Annotated in this window: 18 protein-coding genes and 1 pseudogene; 11 read left to right on the top strand and 8 right to left on the bottom strand. The window is 57.8% G+C overall.

Annotation, left to right across the window (positions count from 1 at the left end; translation table 11 throughout):
* Positions 1–35: 35 nt before the first annotated feature.
* The 3 genes and pseudogenes from HTIA_RS14015 to HTIA_RS14010 all read left to right on the top strand — a co-directional run bounded on the left by HTIA_RS14015 (position 36) and on the right by HTIA_RS14010 (position 2,032).
* Positions 36–1,376: an ISH6 family transposase gene (locus HTIA_RS14015; RefSeq protein WP_008524214.1), complete on the top strand. Its 1,341-nt coding sequence runs from the start codon at positions 36–38 to the stop codon at positions 1,374–1,376.
* 20 nt (positions 1,377–1,396) lie between these two features.
* Positions 1,397–1,642: pseudogene (locus HTIA_RS17365) on the top strand (DUF7509 family protein); the annotation flags it as partial.
* Positions 1,643–1,837: 195 nt separating this feature from the next.
* Complete coding sequence (locus HTIA_RS14010) at positions 1,838–2,032, top strand: hypothetical protein (RefSeq protein WP_008528495.1); 195 nt, start codon at positions 1,838–1,840, stop codon at positions 2,030–2,032.
* Positions 2,033–2,076: 44 nt separating this feature from the next.
* Here HTIA_RS14010 and HTIA_RS14005 read toward each other — a convergent pair whose 3' ends face one another.
* On the bottom strand, positions 2,077–2,328 hold the full coding sequence (locus tag HTIA_RS14005) for a hypothetical protein (RefSeq protein WP_008528498.1): 252 nt from the start codon (positions 2,326–2,328) through the stop codon (positions 2,077–2,079).
* Positions 2,329–2,431: 103 nt separating this feature from the next.
* On the opposite strand from HTIA_RS14005, the gene HTIA_RS14000 reads away from it, so the two are divergent.
* Both HTIA_RS14000 and HTIA_RS13995 read left to right on the top strand, forming a co-directional pair.
* On the top strand, positions 2,432–3,925 hold the full coding sequence (locus HTIA_RS14000) for a lamin tail domain-containing protein (protein ID WP_008528501.1): 1,494 nt from the start codon (positions 2,432–2,434) through the stop codon (positions 3,923–3,925).
* Positions 3,925–4,221 (top strand): DUF3006 domain-containing protein, encoded by a 297-nt coding sequence (locus tag HTIA_RS13995; RefSeq protein WP_008528502.1) that lies wholly within the window; start codon positions 3,925–3,927, stop codon positions 4,219–4,221. Before HTIA_RS14000 ends, HTIA_RS13995 begins: the two co-directional genes overlap by 1 nt.
* A gap of 73 nt (positions 4,222–4,294) precedes the next feature.
* Here the strand turns inward: HTIA_RS13995 and HTIA_RS13990 are convergent, their stop codons facing one another.
* Positions 4,295–4,732 carry a hypothetical protein gene (locus HTIA_RS13990; protein ID WP_008528503.1) on the bottom strand — a complete coding sequence of 146 codons (438 nt, stop codon included), beginning with the start codon at positions 4,730–4,732 and terminating at the stop codon, positions 4,295–4,297.
* Positions 4,725–5,294: a DUF7342 family protein gene (locus HTIA_RS13985; protein ID WP_008528504.1), complete on the bottom strand. Its 570-nt coding sequence runs from the start codon at positions 5,292–5,294 to the stop codon at positions 4,725–4,727. Before HTIA_RS13985 ends, HTIA_RS13990 begins: the two co-directional genes overlap by 8 nt.
* Before the next feature lie 504 nt (positions 5,295–5,798).
* Here HTIA_RS13985 and HTIA_RS13980 point away from each other — a divergent pair.
* Positions 5,799–6,116 carry a hypothetical protein gene (locus HTIA_RS13980; RefSeq protein WP_148290995.1) on the top strand — a complete coding sequence of 106 codons (318 nt, stop codon included), beginning with the start codon at positions 5,799–5,801 and terminating at the stop codon, positions 6,114–6,116.
* Between the two features lie 100 nt (positions 6,117–6,216).
* Here the strand turns inward: HTIA_RS13980 and HTIA_RS13975 are convergent, their stop codons facing one another.
* Positions 6,217–6,444 (bottom strand): hypothetical protein, encoded by a 228-nt coding sequence (locus HTIA_RS13975; RefSeq protein ID WP_008528506.1) that lies wholly within the window; start codon positions 6,442–6,444, stop codon positions 6,217–6,219.
* 81 nt (positions 6,445–6,525) lie between these two features.
* Here HTIA_RS13975 and HTIA_RS17535 point away from each other — a divergent pair, with 81 nt between their 5' ends.
* The 3 genes from HTIA_RS17535 to HTIA_RS16710 all read left to right on the top strand — a co-directional run bounded on the left by HTIA_RS17535 (position 6,526) and on the right by HTIA_RS16710 (position 7,715).
* Positions 6,526–6,765: a hypothetical protein gene (locus HTIA_RS17535; RefSeq protein WP_449404940.1), complete on the top strand. Its 240-nt coding sequence runs from the start codon at positions 6,526–6,528 to the stop codon at positions 6,763–6,765.
* Positions 6,766–6,768: 3 nt separating this feature from the next.
* On the top strand, positions 6,769–7,296 hold the full coding sequence (locus tag HTIA_RS16480) for a hypothetical protein (RefSeq protein WP_148290994.1): 528 nt from the start codon (positions 6,769–6,771) through the stop codon (positions 7,294–7,296).
* A 266-nt stretch (positions 7,297–7,562) separates the two neighbouring features.
* Positions 7,563–7,715 (top strand): hypothetical protein, encoded by a 153-nt coding sequence (locus tag HTIA_RS16710; protein ID WP_020931439.1) that lies wholly within the window; start codon positions 7,563–7,565, stop codon positions 7,713–7,715.
* Between the two features lie 85 nt (positions 7,716–7,800).
* On the opposite strand, the gene HTIA_RS13965 is transcribed toward HTIA_RS16710, so the two are convergent.
* Positions 7,801–8,184: a hypothetical protein gene (locus HTIA_RS13965; RefSeq protein ID WP_008528509.1), complete on the bottom strand. Its 384-nt coding sequence runs from the start codon at positions 8,182–8,184 to the stop codon at positions 7,801–7,803.
* A gap of 78 nt (positions 8,185–8,262) precedes the next feature.
* Here HTIA_RS13965 and HTIA_RS16000 point away from each other — a divergent pair, with 78 nt between their 5' ends.
* Positions 8,263–8,949 carry a CBS domain-containing protein gene (locus tag HTIA_RS16000; RefSeq protein WP_008528510.1) on the top strand — a complete coding sequence of 229 codons (687 nt, stop codon included), beginning with the start codon at positions 8,263–8,265 and terminating at the stop codon, positions 8,947–8,949.
* Here the strand turns inward: HTIA_RS16000 and HTIA_RS13955 are convergent.
* The gene (locus HTIA_RS13955; RefSeq protein ID WP_008528511.1) at positions 8,946–10,052 is read right to left on the bottom strand and encodes an IS630-like element ISHti6 family transposase; all 1,107 of its coding nucleotides are present in this window, start codon (positions 10,050–10,052) and stop codon (positions 8,946–8,948) included. The genes HTIA_RS16000 and HTIA_RS13955 overlap by 4 nt on opposite strands.
* Before the next feature lie 158 nt (positions 10,053–10,210).
* Here HTIA_RS13955 and HTIA_RS13950 point away from each other — a divergent pair, with 158 nt between their 5' ends.
* Positions 10,211–11,491: an RNA-guided endonuclease InsQ/TnpB family protein gene (locus tag HTIA_RS13950; RefSeq protein WP_008528512.1), complete on the top strand. Its 1,281-nt coding sequence runs from the start codon at positions 10,211–10,213 to the stop codon at positions 11,489–11,491.
* 265 nt (positions 11,492–11,756) lie between these two features.
* Here the strand turns inward: HTIA_RS13950 and HTIA_RS13945 are convergent, their stop codons facing one another.
* The gene (locus HTIA_RS13945) at positions 11,757–12,257 is read right to left on the bottom strand and encodes a metal-dependent hydrolase (RefSeq protein WP_008528513.1); all 501 of its coding nucleotides are present in this window, start codon (positions 12,255–12,257) and stop codon (positions 11,757–11,759) included.
* A 9-nt stretch (positions 12,258–12,266) separates the two neighbouring features.
* Positions 12,267–13,193 (bottom strand): ADP-ribosylglycohydrolase family protein, encoded by a 927-nt coding sequence (locus HTIA_RS13940; RefSeq protein WP_021029592.1) that lies wholly within the window; start codon positions 13,191–13,193, stop codon positions 12,267–12,269.
* Between the last annotated feature and the right edge of the window lie 231 nt (positions 13,194–13,424).

Below are 13,424 nucleotides of genomic sequence, written 5' to 3'. Positions count from 1 at the left end.
GGGACGCCTCTGGTGTCCACTCCGAGAGGTGCCCCATGCACGCCACAATCGACGTGCGGTTGACCGTTAGCATCGACGACGACAAAACGATACCGCTGGCCACGCTTGCCGAGTTCATCACCGATCAGAACATCGAATCAGTTCTTCTCGAAGGACTCGTCGAGAGCCTCGACGCGGCTCGCGTCGAGGCGCTCTGTGGTGAAAAACACGCCCACGGCAACGGTGACCAGCGCTACCAACGCGCCGGTACCGATACCCGCACGGCCGTCACAACCGCCGGTGAGCACGAATTCGACCTTCACTACGTCGAAGATACCGCCGCTGACCACGACGAACCCAGCTACTTCCGCCCCGTCGAAGATGTTCTTAGCTTCGACGGAGAAAACCGTTATCAGCAGGACATTGCGGCCAAGAGCGTCGATCTCGCTACCTCGCTCAGCTATCGTGACGCCGCTGACCACGGCGACGGCATCCTCTCGGAGATGCCGTCGCCGACCACGATCAACCGCCGCGCCAGAGAATACGGCAGCAAGCTCAAACAGTTCCTTCCAGACTGTGTCGCTGACACAGACGCTGATGCGGTTATTCCTGACGCCACGAAGTGTCACAGTCAAGACGACGACCGCTCGTACCACTCCGTCCAAGCCACGCTCGGCAAAGATACTGCCGAGGAGTCCCGCTCCCTGCTGGATCTCTCGGTCAACGCTGACTGGGACGAGACAGCCGCCGACCTCGACGACATCGACGCAGTCACTGACGACGCGACGGTCGTCAGTGACGCTGAGGAGGGTATGGTCACGGCCTTTACCGACGAAAATCGCAATCACCAACTTGATCTCGTCCACGTCGGCCGAACACTGGACTACAACCTCTGGGACGACGGCGTGTTCTCCTTGGATCGACGAAACGAGATCGTCTCGGAGGTGATCGACGAGGTGTTCCATCTGAAGAATTCGGTCGCCAAGCACCGGCCGGAAGAGGAGTTCGCGGCGATCCGCGAGCGGATCGCGCGAACGACCGAGCGTATCGAGAAGACAGCGTGGCAGTTGGATCAGTACGGGTCAGAGAAGGCTGCGGGGTATCTTCGGCGGTGGGTGCCGTCGATCGTGACGTTTGCCGAGCAGGCTGTCGAGGGGTTCGAGGTGCCGTGGACCTCGAACCCCGTCGAACGGCTGATGGGCGAAGTCAGCAAGCGATGCAAGAACCAGTGGATGCGCTGGACAACGGAGGGATTAGAGGCGATACTCCAGCTTCGGCTGGTGAAGTACGCTGATCCAGAGCACTACCAGGCGTTCCTTGATGAACTGCTCCAGCGATCGACCAAAACAGCAATGAGCTGTGACCTCTCAATTGAGAGTACCAGAGGCAAACTCTAGACCGCTTTGCGACACGACCAGATCTTTTCTCGACCGCTGATATGGAGGGGCCCGCCGCTGAGGCAACTCCACCCGAACGCACGCGACGAATCATGGTCGCGACCGAGCCCTCTGTTCGCAGTGCGATGCTCGGTGCTGTGCATACACGCTGGGACGCCAGTGTCCGGACGTTCACCGATGCCGCAGACTGCTGCCGTCTCTGCGCACAGTTCTGTACCCATATTCAGAACGCGGAGCTCTACGGATCGCTTGAACGCCGGGGCTGATTATTATAGGATGATTAAATAAAATAATCAAAACTATTGGCAATCCTGATAGTATGCGGCGAATTTAGTTTAGCGCTCTTCTGAGACGGTTCCGATGGGGCCAGTTGTTTACGGTCGGGAGGTTGTACGAGACTCCGAAATCCCATGTGACGTTTAATCGTACCTTTTTGTACTGGAGCGCAGCCAGCCCGTGCCATGCCTGATTTGCACCCGCAGGACTGGCTGCTCGTCGTCGAGGCATTGATCCGTTTCGCCGGGAATCCCCGGGACTTGGAGACTCCTCGCGAAGAGCGCGCGTACGAGATCGCCGAGGCGATCGCGGCCGAGCAGGGGCTTGACCCCAGCGAGGCTCTGCAGCAGATCAACGACGAGTGGAGTGGGCCACCGTGACGTACTGTCCGCTGGAGTCTAGAGCGTCTACCATTCGCCTTTCGCTAAGCCTCACACCTTGGTTGCGTAGCGGTAGCGAGCGTCTCTTGGAGTATCGGTCGTTGCTGGTGGATCTTCTGAGCGTCCTCGATCAGCCGCTCCAGCAACGCATACCGCACCTGCTGGTGATACGGTAGCGATTGGACGTTTCCGATCCGACTCTTGTGCCGGGCCCGACCGTAGGCGTCGTCGACGTCCGTGTCGCGAACAACGGTGTGGCCGCGCTCAGTCACGAGTTCGGTCGCAGCCTCGAGCATCACGGGACCACATGCGTACGGTACCGGGATCGACGAACCGTACGCAATCGAGCCCAATTCCCCGGCCGGCACACCTTTCTGGCTGTCTGCCGTCTATGGAATTATGAACAGACGCCGTCTCCTCGTGGTCATCGTCGTTGCGGTCCTACTGGCGCTGGCCGGCTGCAGTGAGACGACTGGTGACGCTACGCCGACGGACACGATCGAAGGGACGACGACGTTCACGGACGCCGCCACTTCGGACACCCCAACGACCACCCTCACTGAGACACCGGCCACGACCACCAACGGCACGCTTTCGGTCCACTTTCTCAATATCGGCCAGGGCGCGAGCACACTCGTCGTCGGGCCGACCGGCGAGACGATGCTCATCGATACGGGTGACTGGCGCGACGATGGCGAGATCGTTCTCGAGTACCTCCGTCAACTCGAGATCGACCGCCTCGATTACCTCGTTACCTCTCACGCCGACGCTGACCACATCGGCGGCCACGCGGCCGTCATCGAGTACTTCGAGACCGAGGGCCAAGGCGTCGGCGCAGTCTACGATCCTGGCATCACCTCGACGTCGAACACCTACGAACGTTACCTCGACGCGATCGAAACCCACGACATCACCCTCTACCAGACCCGCGCCGGTGACGCGATCCCACTCGCAAACGTCGACGCACAGATTCTCGCCCCGCCCGAGGACTTCATCGCCAACGACGACCGCAACGAGAACAGCCTCGTCATGCGACTCGGCTTCGGCAACTCGAGCATACTGATTCCTGGTGATGGCGAGACAGCTGCCGAAGAATACCTCCGCACCGAGTACGGCGACGCGCTCAACGTGACCGTGCTGAGTGCTGGCCATCACGGTAGTCAATCCAGTACGGGAGATGCCTTTCTCGACACTACCGCTCCGAAAATCGCAGTCATCTCCAGCGCCTACGACTCTCAGTACGGCCACCCCGACGAGGCCGTCCTCCAGCGCCTCGCCGAGCGGTCGGTCCAGACCTACTGGACGGCCACTCACGGCACGATCCGGGTGACGAGCAACGGCTCGGCGATCACCGTTGCCACGCAGGCCGACGCCCCGACGGCACCGCTCGATATTCGCGACGGCAACTCGATCGAGCCTGGGAGCACCGACACACTCCAGAACCGTACGATCGTCCCGGTCGCCGGCACACCGACGCCAGTCGCCACCGATGGCGGCACGACGCCGACGGAGACCATCACTGAGACACCGACAGAGACCGCGACCGAGACACCCACCGAAGGAGGGACGCTCGCAGTCGCCGAAATCCACGAAGACGCGGCAGGCACCGAGCGAGACAATCTCAACGACGAGTATATCGTCTTCGCAAACACGGGCGACGACGCGCTCGATCTCAGCGGCTGGACGGTCGCCGACGAAGCCGAACACACCTATACGTTCCCCAGTGGATTCACGCTCGACCCAGGTGCCGAGGTGACGCTCCATACCGGCAGTGCCAGTGACACCGCGACGGATCTCTACTGGGGCTCCGGGAGTCCGATCTGGAACAACGCCGGTGATACGGTGATCGTCCGCGAAGACACTGGCGACCTCGTCCTCGAGGAGGGATACTGATGGTGAGTGATGGCACCTATACCGCGGTCGTCGATCGCTTCGAGGGAGAGCTGGCCGTACTGCTGCTCGAAGCCGACGGTGAGACCGTCGACGAACTCGTCTTGGACGGCGAGGAATTGCCCGAGGCTGGCCGACACGTTGATGCAGTGCTGACAGTCACTCTCGTCGACGGCGAGACTCAGGAGTTCGCCTACGAGGTAGACCAAACAGAGACGCGCTCAGAGCGGGCCCAGCGCCGCTTCGATAGCCTGTCACAGCGACTGCCCACGGATGAGGACGGATCAGATTCGACGTGATATGCCCCATCTTCGAATATAGACTGCGTTTATACTATTGGGAATTCTTCACACCGATCACACCTCACATCGGTCATTCGGTCCAGAACGCCTCTATCCGTTCGTCGAGTCGATCGAGAACAGTGGCAAGTACATCTCGCCAATCGTTTGGATAGTCTTCGTCCTCGCCCGGTGTCGGTGCATCCGGGGGCGGGTGGAAATGCGAGCGGGTGTTGTGATCGTTGGGGTGGCGGTCCCAGCGGCATTCCCACGAATTCCCCGTCTGGTATTGCTCGGCGTAGTGGATGCTGAAGTCGTCAGTCTCGAACCAGCGAATCCGAAGGTACGCACGCGTAACTCCAGCCGGGAAGTATCCCAGATCGTAGTCGGCAACGACAGCGTTCGGCGCATACGCAGGGCGTGCGTGGACCTCGTCGAAGCGAGCGCTTCGGTCGAGATGTGCGGCAGTCCGGTCGAGGATCTCAGCATCGATGGGACCCGTACTGGGCGGGTCAGCTGAATTGTCAGGCATCGATCGGGCCGGATTTGCTACTGGCTGCGAAGTCATCGCGTCGCGCTGCGTCGAGGAGCGTCGCTCTCCGTTCGAGCGTTTCCCACTCGGAGAGTGCCTCCCATGCGTCTTCGGTTGGCATGTCTCGACTAGCTTTCACCAGCGAGACATCGTTGGGGCCGTCTGCATCGAATCGAGCTCTGTAGTCTTCGATCTGGTCGAGAGTGTCTGAGAGCGTTTCGACGATCTCCTGGTCGGTGTATTCGTCGCGGATGCGGTCGATGCGTCGCCACTGGAAGTACGCGTCATTACGCTCGTAGCGAACGGGGCGACCGTCGTGCCGGTGGACCATCCCCATCTCGGTGAACCATTCGAGGTAGTCGCGCGCTGTCTCAGTATCACAGTCTGCGAGATCGGCGATGGCAGAGACCTTCGTTGGGCTTCGGAGTCCAGTGATACTGTCGAGGAGGCGCTCCCGAATGGGGCCGCCCGTGAGTAGTGACTCGGGTGATTCGAGGTCACTGTGGTCGGGCGGCGATTCGTCGCCAGCGTACGCGTCGTCGGGGATGTCGGTGATATCCATCCGTGAACCCTCTTACTGGAGGTTACCGCTTGTAGCGACATATATCTATCGTATACTGAATTATTTCTGTTTGAATAGCGGTCGAACATGGTGGTCGCGAGCTGACATCCCGACGACAGCACCGCGACCCAGCGTGAGACGAGCGAGAAACACTCGCAAATTACTCTCTCGGCGTTCCACGAATCGGAATCCTCTGCCAATAACAGCGAAACGTAGCCGGTATTCCCATCCCGGGAACGCACCGTTTGTGCGCGGAGGATGTCACGCGTTCTCCTGCGCCTCGTGTTCAGTTGCGCATTCAGCACAATGCGGGGGATCGCCGACGTAGCGGAGTTCGTATCCCGGATAGATCTCGCCGCACTCGTGGCAGAACCACGTCACTTGGTGATGGCCTCTCACCCCGTAATCGCCGAACGTACCGGCGACGTTCCCGGATAGTCCGCACCGTTTGCACCGCACGATTCGCTCGTAGAATTCACGCGGATGGCCAGGGATCTGTTTCCGGTGATCGCCGGACAGGAGCTCCTGCCAGAGGTCATCCGGCCACGGGAACCACTCGTGGCTCTCCGGCTCGCAAATCTGGTCGATACGCGGCCCGGGTCCAAGCGGCCGGTACCGCTCAGCGTCCAGTCCGTGTTCGTCGAGCGCCACCTGTCAGGCGACCTCCTCGTCGACGGTGAAGTGCGTTGCACCCTCATCCCATCCGACGCCGTCGTCGTACTGGAGGAGGGCAAGAGCAGGCGGGCCCGTGATGCCGACGACGGTGAAGGCTTCGTCTTCCTGCGTGTCCTAGAATCGCCGTCCAACGAATCGTTCTCGTAGATCGTTCACGTGGGTCATCGTTTGTGCTGCGTCGAGGATTCCGGAATCTGTTGGTCTCTGTGTAATTCCATGAGTTGGTCCCACCTTGCTGACATCGTGATCACGCCGCCCGCTGGAGCCGGGCGATCACGTCGGTCATCCAGTCCGGCTCGTCGAGATCTTCCAGGACGCCGTCACGCCAGGTCGTGACAAGATCGATGCTTCCCGTCCGCGTGATGTCGACGCGCCACTTCCGACCATCGTCGGCGGTGATGTCGAAGCGTGCGCCGCCGTTCGCGAGCTCTTTGACGTGCTTGATCTCTACTTCGTCACCTGTCGGCGTTCGCATCGTGGGCACACGGTGCAGGCTGACGGGGAGTGAGAGCTTAAGAGCGGCTTGCAATTCCGAAGTCTGACTGGGTAATCACACATGCCTAAATCGAACTTTCCGTGGCAACATATTTTTGTCAAACCACCCAGAGTAAACCATATGGCCGTCGTAAATGTTGCCTGCCCGTACTGTGGTGAAGAAGCGAACGCAAGCCTCCCTCGCGATGCGAAACTCTACGATGTGAAGAAAAAGTCAAAGCATTGTCAGGGTAACGGAACCTCTACGACTAGTTGCAAGAACTGCGGACACACCTTTGCGACGTCCTATACCAGAAACTGACCTATGCACGTCCCTGATCTTGATACGCTACCCGAGCACGAGCTTCAACAACAGCTCGGTCAAATGCCTGAGCCTGAATTGGGGCGGGCATTAAATTTACCAGAGGCATTTAGCGCAGGCCCCCGTGAGCAGCGCGCAATCCGGAAAGAACTGGGATGGAGAGAACATGAACGAATTGCGGCAGCGCAAGCTCATGATGACGCCATTCGTCGGGCTGGATTCGAAGATGGGTTCGACGTAGATATTACAAATGGCGTTCCCGATCCTATCGCGGATCCCCTTCCAGATCCCGTCGTGAACCACGTTGATGACGTTGTAACTGGACGATTCCAACCCTTCGAAATGCCAGATCCACCTAAGGACGTCATCACGCCGTCGACCTCTCCGCTGAGCGAGTCACCGTTCGTATCTTATGAGGCAGCACCACCCAAGTCAGTCGATGAGGAGCAGGATGATATCTCGGTTAAATTTAAGGTATCATTCGACGATGGATTTAATGACGACTTCCGATCAAAATTCTCCACTAAATAGGCGGTTGAATTCTCACACGACAGTCGGTATCTCGATCGGCGGCTCGACCGCCGCATCGAGCACCCGATATCGCCGATCACTCGTCTTACCCTCGATCTTGATTAGATCGTAGTCCTCGAGTTTGGTGAGCTTCTTCCGACGTGCCTGCTGCCCGATGGGTATCTACGAGATATCTTGGTACATACACTTGGCCACAGCGTCGTAGCGTCGTGCAACGCCTGGCCCATACACGCACCTGCATTGTGAATCAATGCGTACAGCACCTGATGGTGATACGGCAGCGACTGGACGTTCGCAACCCGAGTCTTGTGGCCCTCTCGCTCGTACGCGCCGTCGATGTCCGCATCGCGAATCACGTCGAGCTCGGTCGCGGTCTCGAGCATCTGGTCGCCTCACGTGCGACGCTCGCAGTCTTCTAATGCAAATGGTCTGTCCAGGCGACGTAAGTCAGATGTACCTAACGACGTTCGCAGAAGCCCACGACGAGTAATGTCGAAGCAGTCACTACGAGAGGTACTCCTGAATAGCGTGATTCGGTGTCGCCGATGGCCGCCCGAACACGAGTAGTGAGTATTCGTCGAGGTCGATGTCGGTGCTTTCGTTGAGTTCCTCTAAGATACCCTCTGGCACTGCATTTAGTTGGATGGCCTCCACCGTCATCCTAGCGAGGAGTTTCGATCCTCCCCAACTCTCTGGATGCACAGCCAGGACTGCATCGTCTGTGGTTTCCGTGTACCAGTAATTCGCTTCGGCCCCCGTCGCGGTCGACGCTGTGTCGATCGCTTCGTGACCGAGAATCTTCTTCGCCGTACTGTATGAGATACTCTCGTGAGTGGTATACAAGTTCGACGGCGTTTCGGGAAGCCCCTCGATATCCGTGTGAGGCATTACAGATGGGATTCTAATGCCCATAGATAATAAATCTTTCCCGTAGTATTTCCCATAGGCATACGAACGCCACCGGAGATGGCATCCACAACTGGTTGCACGGCAGGTGAACTCGCCACGCCAAATCCCGACCACCGAACTATCGAAGATTCACCGGACGATGTATTGACATGGCTCCATGAGCAGGACTACGATTCCACTCCAATCTATGAAAATGGTCAGCCCGTCGGCTATGTGACCCCAGAGATGCTCAGCGAGACAGAAACCGAATCATTGGGAGATGCCCTCAGTCGTATTCATCTCGATATCGTCATCGCAAACGACGCGTCGCTCATGACTGTCCTCGAAGCGCTCACCGAGCGGCCGTTTTACTATCTCGCAGATCGAAATCAAGTGACCGGCGTTTTGACGCGTGCTGATCTCAATACTGATCCAGTCTATCGCCAGTTGTACACTGATCTCTCCCATCTCGAACGCAAATTCCGGGATCATATTCTCACATACGCTCCCGACTGGCGAGATCTCCCAGAAGTAAGCCCTGCCCTTGACGATATTAAGGACCGCCACAGCAACGCTAAAGCAGCTGGGGTTGCGTTAGACCCGATCCATTACGCGCAGTTTTCGACCCTCGTCACGGTTATCAGCTCGGTTGAGGATTGTTGGAATTCGCTCGGGTTCGACGCTGACCATCAAGCATCGAGCCGACTTGATGACATTGTCGAATTACGGAAAGTCAAGGAGAAAGCCCCGCCCTTTAGTGACTAACGCAACTTCTGAATGAATCCGTCGAGGTGATTTTCGATCCAAGAGCCTGCGAAACTCAGCTGGTCGGTCAATGCCGTGAAGATCTCATCGAGGAGGGCGCGGTATTCAGCCGCGCCCTCCACGATCAGGGGCGACGATTCCCATTTGAGACTCTTCCAGACGGGCTCGATTGGGTTGAGATGTGGTGAGCCCACTGGGAGAAAGACGAGGTCAATCCCAATCTCATGGGCTCGCTTGCGCGTGTGCGTACAGATATGTGACGAGAAGTTGTCCAAGACGAGCAGAATCCGCTCGCCCGGATTCTGCTCGCGGATCGCTTCGAGACACGCACAGATCTCTTCTTTCTCCTGATTCGGTGGGAACTGAAGGAGGCTTTCACCGTTGAGTGCATAGAACCCGGCCGCTGGTGTGTCGATTTTCACCAGCGGCCGGGTGATCGTCGGCTCGGTCACTGTGTAGAGGCGCTGAGAATTGTCCCACGGCTGCGGGTGCGAAACGTCGAAGAAACCAACCGTCGTTCCGCCATCCGTTCGCACATCATCGTCGAGCGTCCATTCTTCGTCACTATCGTCTTCTGGCTGTTTATTGTGTGGCTCGTCTGCATCATCCTCGGCGAACGCGTCGGCAACGCGTTCGTCGAGGATTTCGTCGGCGTTCTCTGGTCGGTCCGGCCTCTCCGTACGCGGAATCGCGTACGAGAGGCCGAGATCATCGAGAAGTCGGGGCAGATAATTCGGATGGAACTCGACATCGAACTCTTCGTTGATGAGGTGCTGTATCTCCTGTTTCTTCCAGGGTTCGCCCTCTTCGAGCAGGTCTAAGAGACGCTCTCGTTGTTCCTCGTCGAGCTTCGGGGGCCGACCGCCCCCGAAGCTCGGTGTGAGAAGTCCGAGCCCACCCTTGTTCCAGAGTCTGGCCCAGCGACTGCCGGTTGATTGGGACATCCCGACATCGTCGGCTGCGTCTTCGAGTGTTGCACCCTTGTACAGCCGTTTGATGAAGGTGAGCCGCTTGCTCACCTTCTCGTCATCTGTCTGGGTGAGCAAGCGGTCGAGATCGTCCTCACTGAGGTGACGGACGATCTCTTTCTCTCGTCCCGTCATTACCCTACCAACTCAGAGTACACCTAAATCTTCTGTGAACCACTACAGGGCGGGGATGAATCCGACAGACGACGACACAAACCATGACGATAGCACGGCGGGATATTCCACGCTGCGTAATCCAGACCTTCAAGTAGGTCTGCCTACATAGGTTACGTATGGCGAAACAGGTCGTCACCCGCACCTACACTGCTTCCATCAGGAACCAGTCACGGGTGTCTGACGACCTTGATTCGCTCGGGTTCGCCGCCTCGAAACTCTGGAACGTCGGACGGTGGACGTGTGGCCGCGTGTGGTCTGAGATCGGCCACATTCCCAGTCACACAGAGCTCACCGCCTACCTCAAGAGTCACGAACGCTACGATGACCTGCATTCTCAGTCAAGTCAGCGAGTCCTCCAAGAACTCGCTGAGGCGTTCAACGGCTGGTACGGTAAACGGCGCAACGGAGACACGACCGCGAATCCGCCCGGCTACCGCAAACACGGCGACGAACATCCGCGAAGCACAGTCACGTTCAAAGCCGCCGGCTTCAAACTCGACACCAAATACGACCGCGTCCGACTCTCAAAAGGGTCGAACCTCAAAGAGTACTGGTCGGACTTCATCCTCTGTGAATACCAGACTCGCCCCGATGTTGACCTCTCATCCGTCGAGAGCGTTCAACAGGTTCGGGCCGTTTGGACAGGGGATGAGTGGGAGCTGCAATTCGTCTGCAAAGTCGAAATCGAAGTGGCCGAATCGCCCGGTGAAAAGACAGTCGGCATCGACCTCGGCATCAACAACTTTGCCGCGCTCGCCTACGAGGACGGCCACGCCGAGCTGTACCCGTTCAACTGTCTGAAGCAGGACGACTACTACTTCAGCAAGCGGATTGCCCGGTGTGACGACTCGAACTCCGAGCAGGCCACGCGGCTGAACCACAAGAAGTCTCGACGACGCACCCACTACTTCCACGCACTCTCGAAACACATCGTTCAGCGATGTGTCGAGGAGGAAGTCGGAACCATCGTGGTGGGCGACCTCTCCGGCATCCGTGAGGACGAGGAGAACGGCGAGGCGAAAGACTGGGGCACCCACGGCAACCTCGACCTGCACTCGTGGGCGTTCGACCGCTTCACCGACCTGCTCGAATACAAAGCCGAGATCGAAGGCATCTCCGTTGAGACGGTATCCGAGCGGGATACGTCGAAGTCGTGTTCGTGTTGTGGTCGCACACGTGACGCGAACCGTGTTGAACGCGGATTGTACGTGTGCGACGACTGCGGGACGGTAGCGAACACTGATGTGAACGGGGCCGAGAACATTCGACAGAAAGTATCTCCGAGTTCACCGAATCTCTCGGTGAATAGGAGTAACGGCTGGTTGGCACAGCCATCGACGTTCCTGTTTGACAAGGAAACTGGCGCATTCGCGCCTCAAGAACAGGTCACGTCGTAAACCACAATATCCCAACGCGGGAATCCTCGCCCTTCAGCGCGGGGAGGATGTCAAGGAACGATGTTGCACACCAGACGCCGATCATTCAAAATACCGACGCTAGCAGCATTGGTGCTGGTCGTACTGTTGATAACCTCCGTGAAGAATACACTCGTATTCAAACGCTCTTGACTCGATGAATGTCACATCGTCCTAGAACTCGTCGAGCGGTTCGAAGGGGGTATTGGGGGGAACTTCCGGATTTCCTGTTTTCTATGTGATATCGTTAGACCCCAGACAGGGCGTTTCCTGCGGCTAACGCGAGTCCGGTCGCGACGACGCCCATAGCCAGTAGTCCATAATTTGCGAGCGGGTTCGACGCTCGAGCCACGTCGTAGGTGTAGTGATCGTCACGAATCGGCGCGAATGGTTCGACTCCCATCGGTGTGAGGGCATCCGCTGCAATGTGCGAGAGAATCGTTCCGGTGCCGACAATTGTCCCGAATACGCCCAGTCCGATCCCCGCAATCAATCCTTCACTCCCGAAACCAACCAGAATCCCAGCAATTCCGAGGACGATTCCCACGAGTGCTGCGAACCAAACTGTGTGCGTGATCCCGCGATGGCTGATCCCCGGGATCTTCTGATCGTAATCTGGAATCATGGCAAGCGCGCCGGCACCGACGGCTCCGAGCACGGCGATACCTTTGAAACCGACAACGAACGTCACGAACCCGACTGGTGCATAGACGAACAATGCCGCCCCGATGTGCCCCTTCTGGTACATAGTTGCTGATCAGGCCGATGCGTCTATATTTGTTGACGCAAGCGTTCGCGCGAGTAAGGAGAGGTCCTCGTGATACTCGAGCTGTTCAAGCCACCGGTCGGGCAGCGATTCCTTTCCGAATCGAGCACCGGCAACGGCCCCTGTGACGGCGCCAATCGTGTCTGTATCTCCACCACGATTTACGGCTGAGACGATTGCTTCCTCGGCTGAATCAGCTGTCAGCGCATCGTGGAGCGCCGTCTGGAGTGTGTGCACGACGTAGCCGGTCGTTTCGAGGTCGCTTTCGTCGATCAGGTCCGGAACTAGTCGAAGTGTTTCGACGAGTTCGCCCGGTGCGTCACCTTCGACTTGAGCCAATGCGTTGGTAAGTGGATCGTCCTCGCCGCGGAGGTATCCGGCGATCGTCTGGTTCAGAATAACGCATCCGTATCGACATCGCGGGTCATAGTGAGTGATCGCCGAGGATTGCTTGCTTACTCGCTGTAGCGTGTCTGGTTCGTCGGCGAACGCGATTGCGTGTGGGGCACACCGCATGACGCTCCCGTTCCCGGCGTTCGAGCCTTCAGATCGATGTTGCCAGACTTCCTGGCCGGCTGAGCGCCAGTCCGTTCCGTGGCTGTATTCTCGGAGCGCGTCGGCCGTCATCAAGCCGATGTCGAAGGGATCAGTTTCGAACCACTCCAGAAATCGGTCCGCGATGTCTTGTCCGTTGAAGCGCCCGTTTTCGACGAGACTCCGTGCGATACACAGCGCCATCTCCGTATCGTCCGTGACTGTCCCCGCTGGTTTGCCATGTGATCCGTCCGCTAACATATCCGTCACCTCGCCATGCTGGGAAGCGATCTGTTCAGCGCTCTTGAATTCGCCCGGGCGGCCAAGTGCGTCACCGGAAGCTAACCCGAGGAGAACTCCTTCTGCAGTATCATTCGAAACCATACTAGGTACTAACTATCACTATTCTCTACCTAAAGATCACGGGATCGTGCTTGTTCTGGCTGGACGGTCAATCAACGAAACTTCTTACAGATCAATCTGGTATGGCGAGGATGTCAATTCGACCCTATTGGAAACACAACCTGGGTTAATTTGAGGTAGAGTATTGTAAGTAATGATCTTGATACCACCGGAGACTTTATCGGAGAAGCGACAAATAATTATTATATGAAC

Origin of the sequence: Halorhabdus tiamatea SARL4B (genome assembly GCF_000470655.1) — an archaeon.
Taxonomy (GTDB): domain Archaea; phylum Halobacteriota; class Halobacteria; order Halobacteriales; family Haloarculaceae; genus Halorhabdus; species Halorhabdus tiamatea.
Note: the sequence above shows the minus strand (reverse complement) of the source record. Positions and strands in the feature narration are given on the sequence as shown.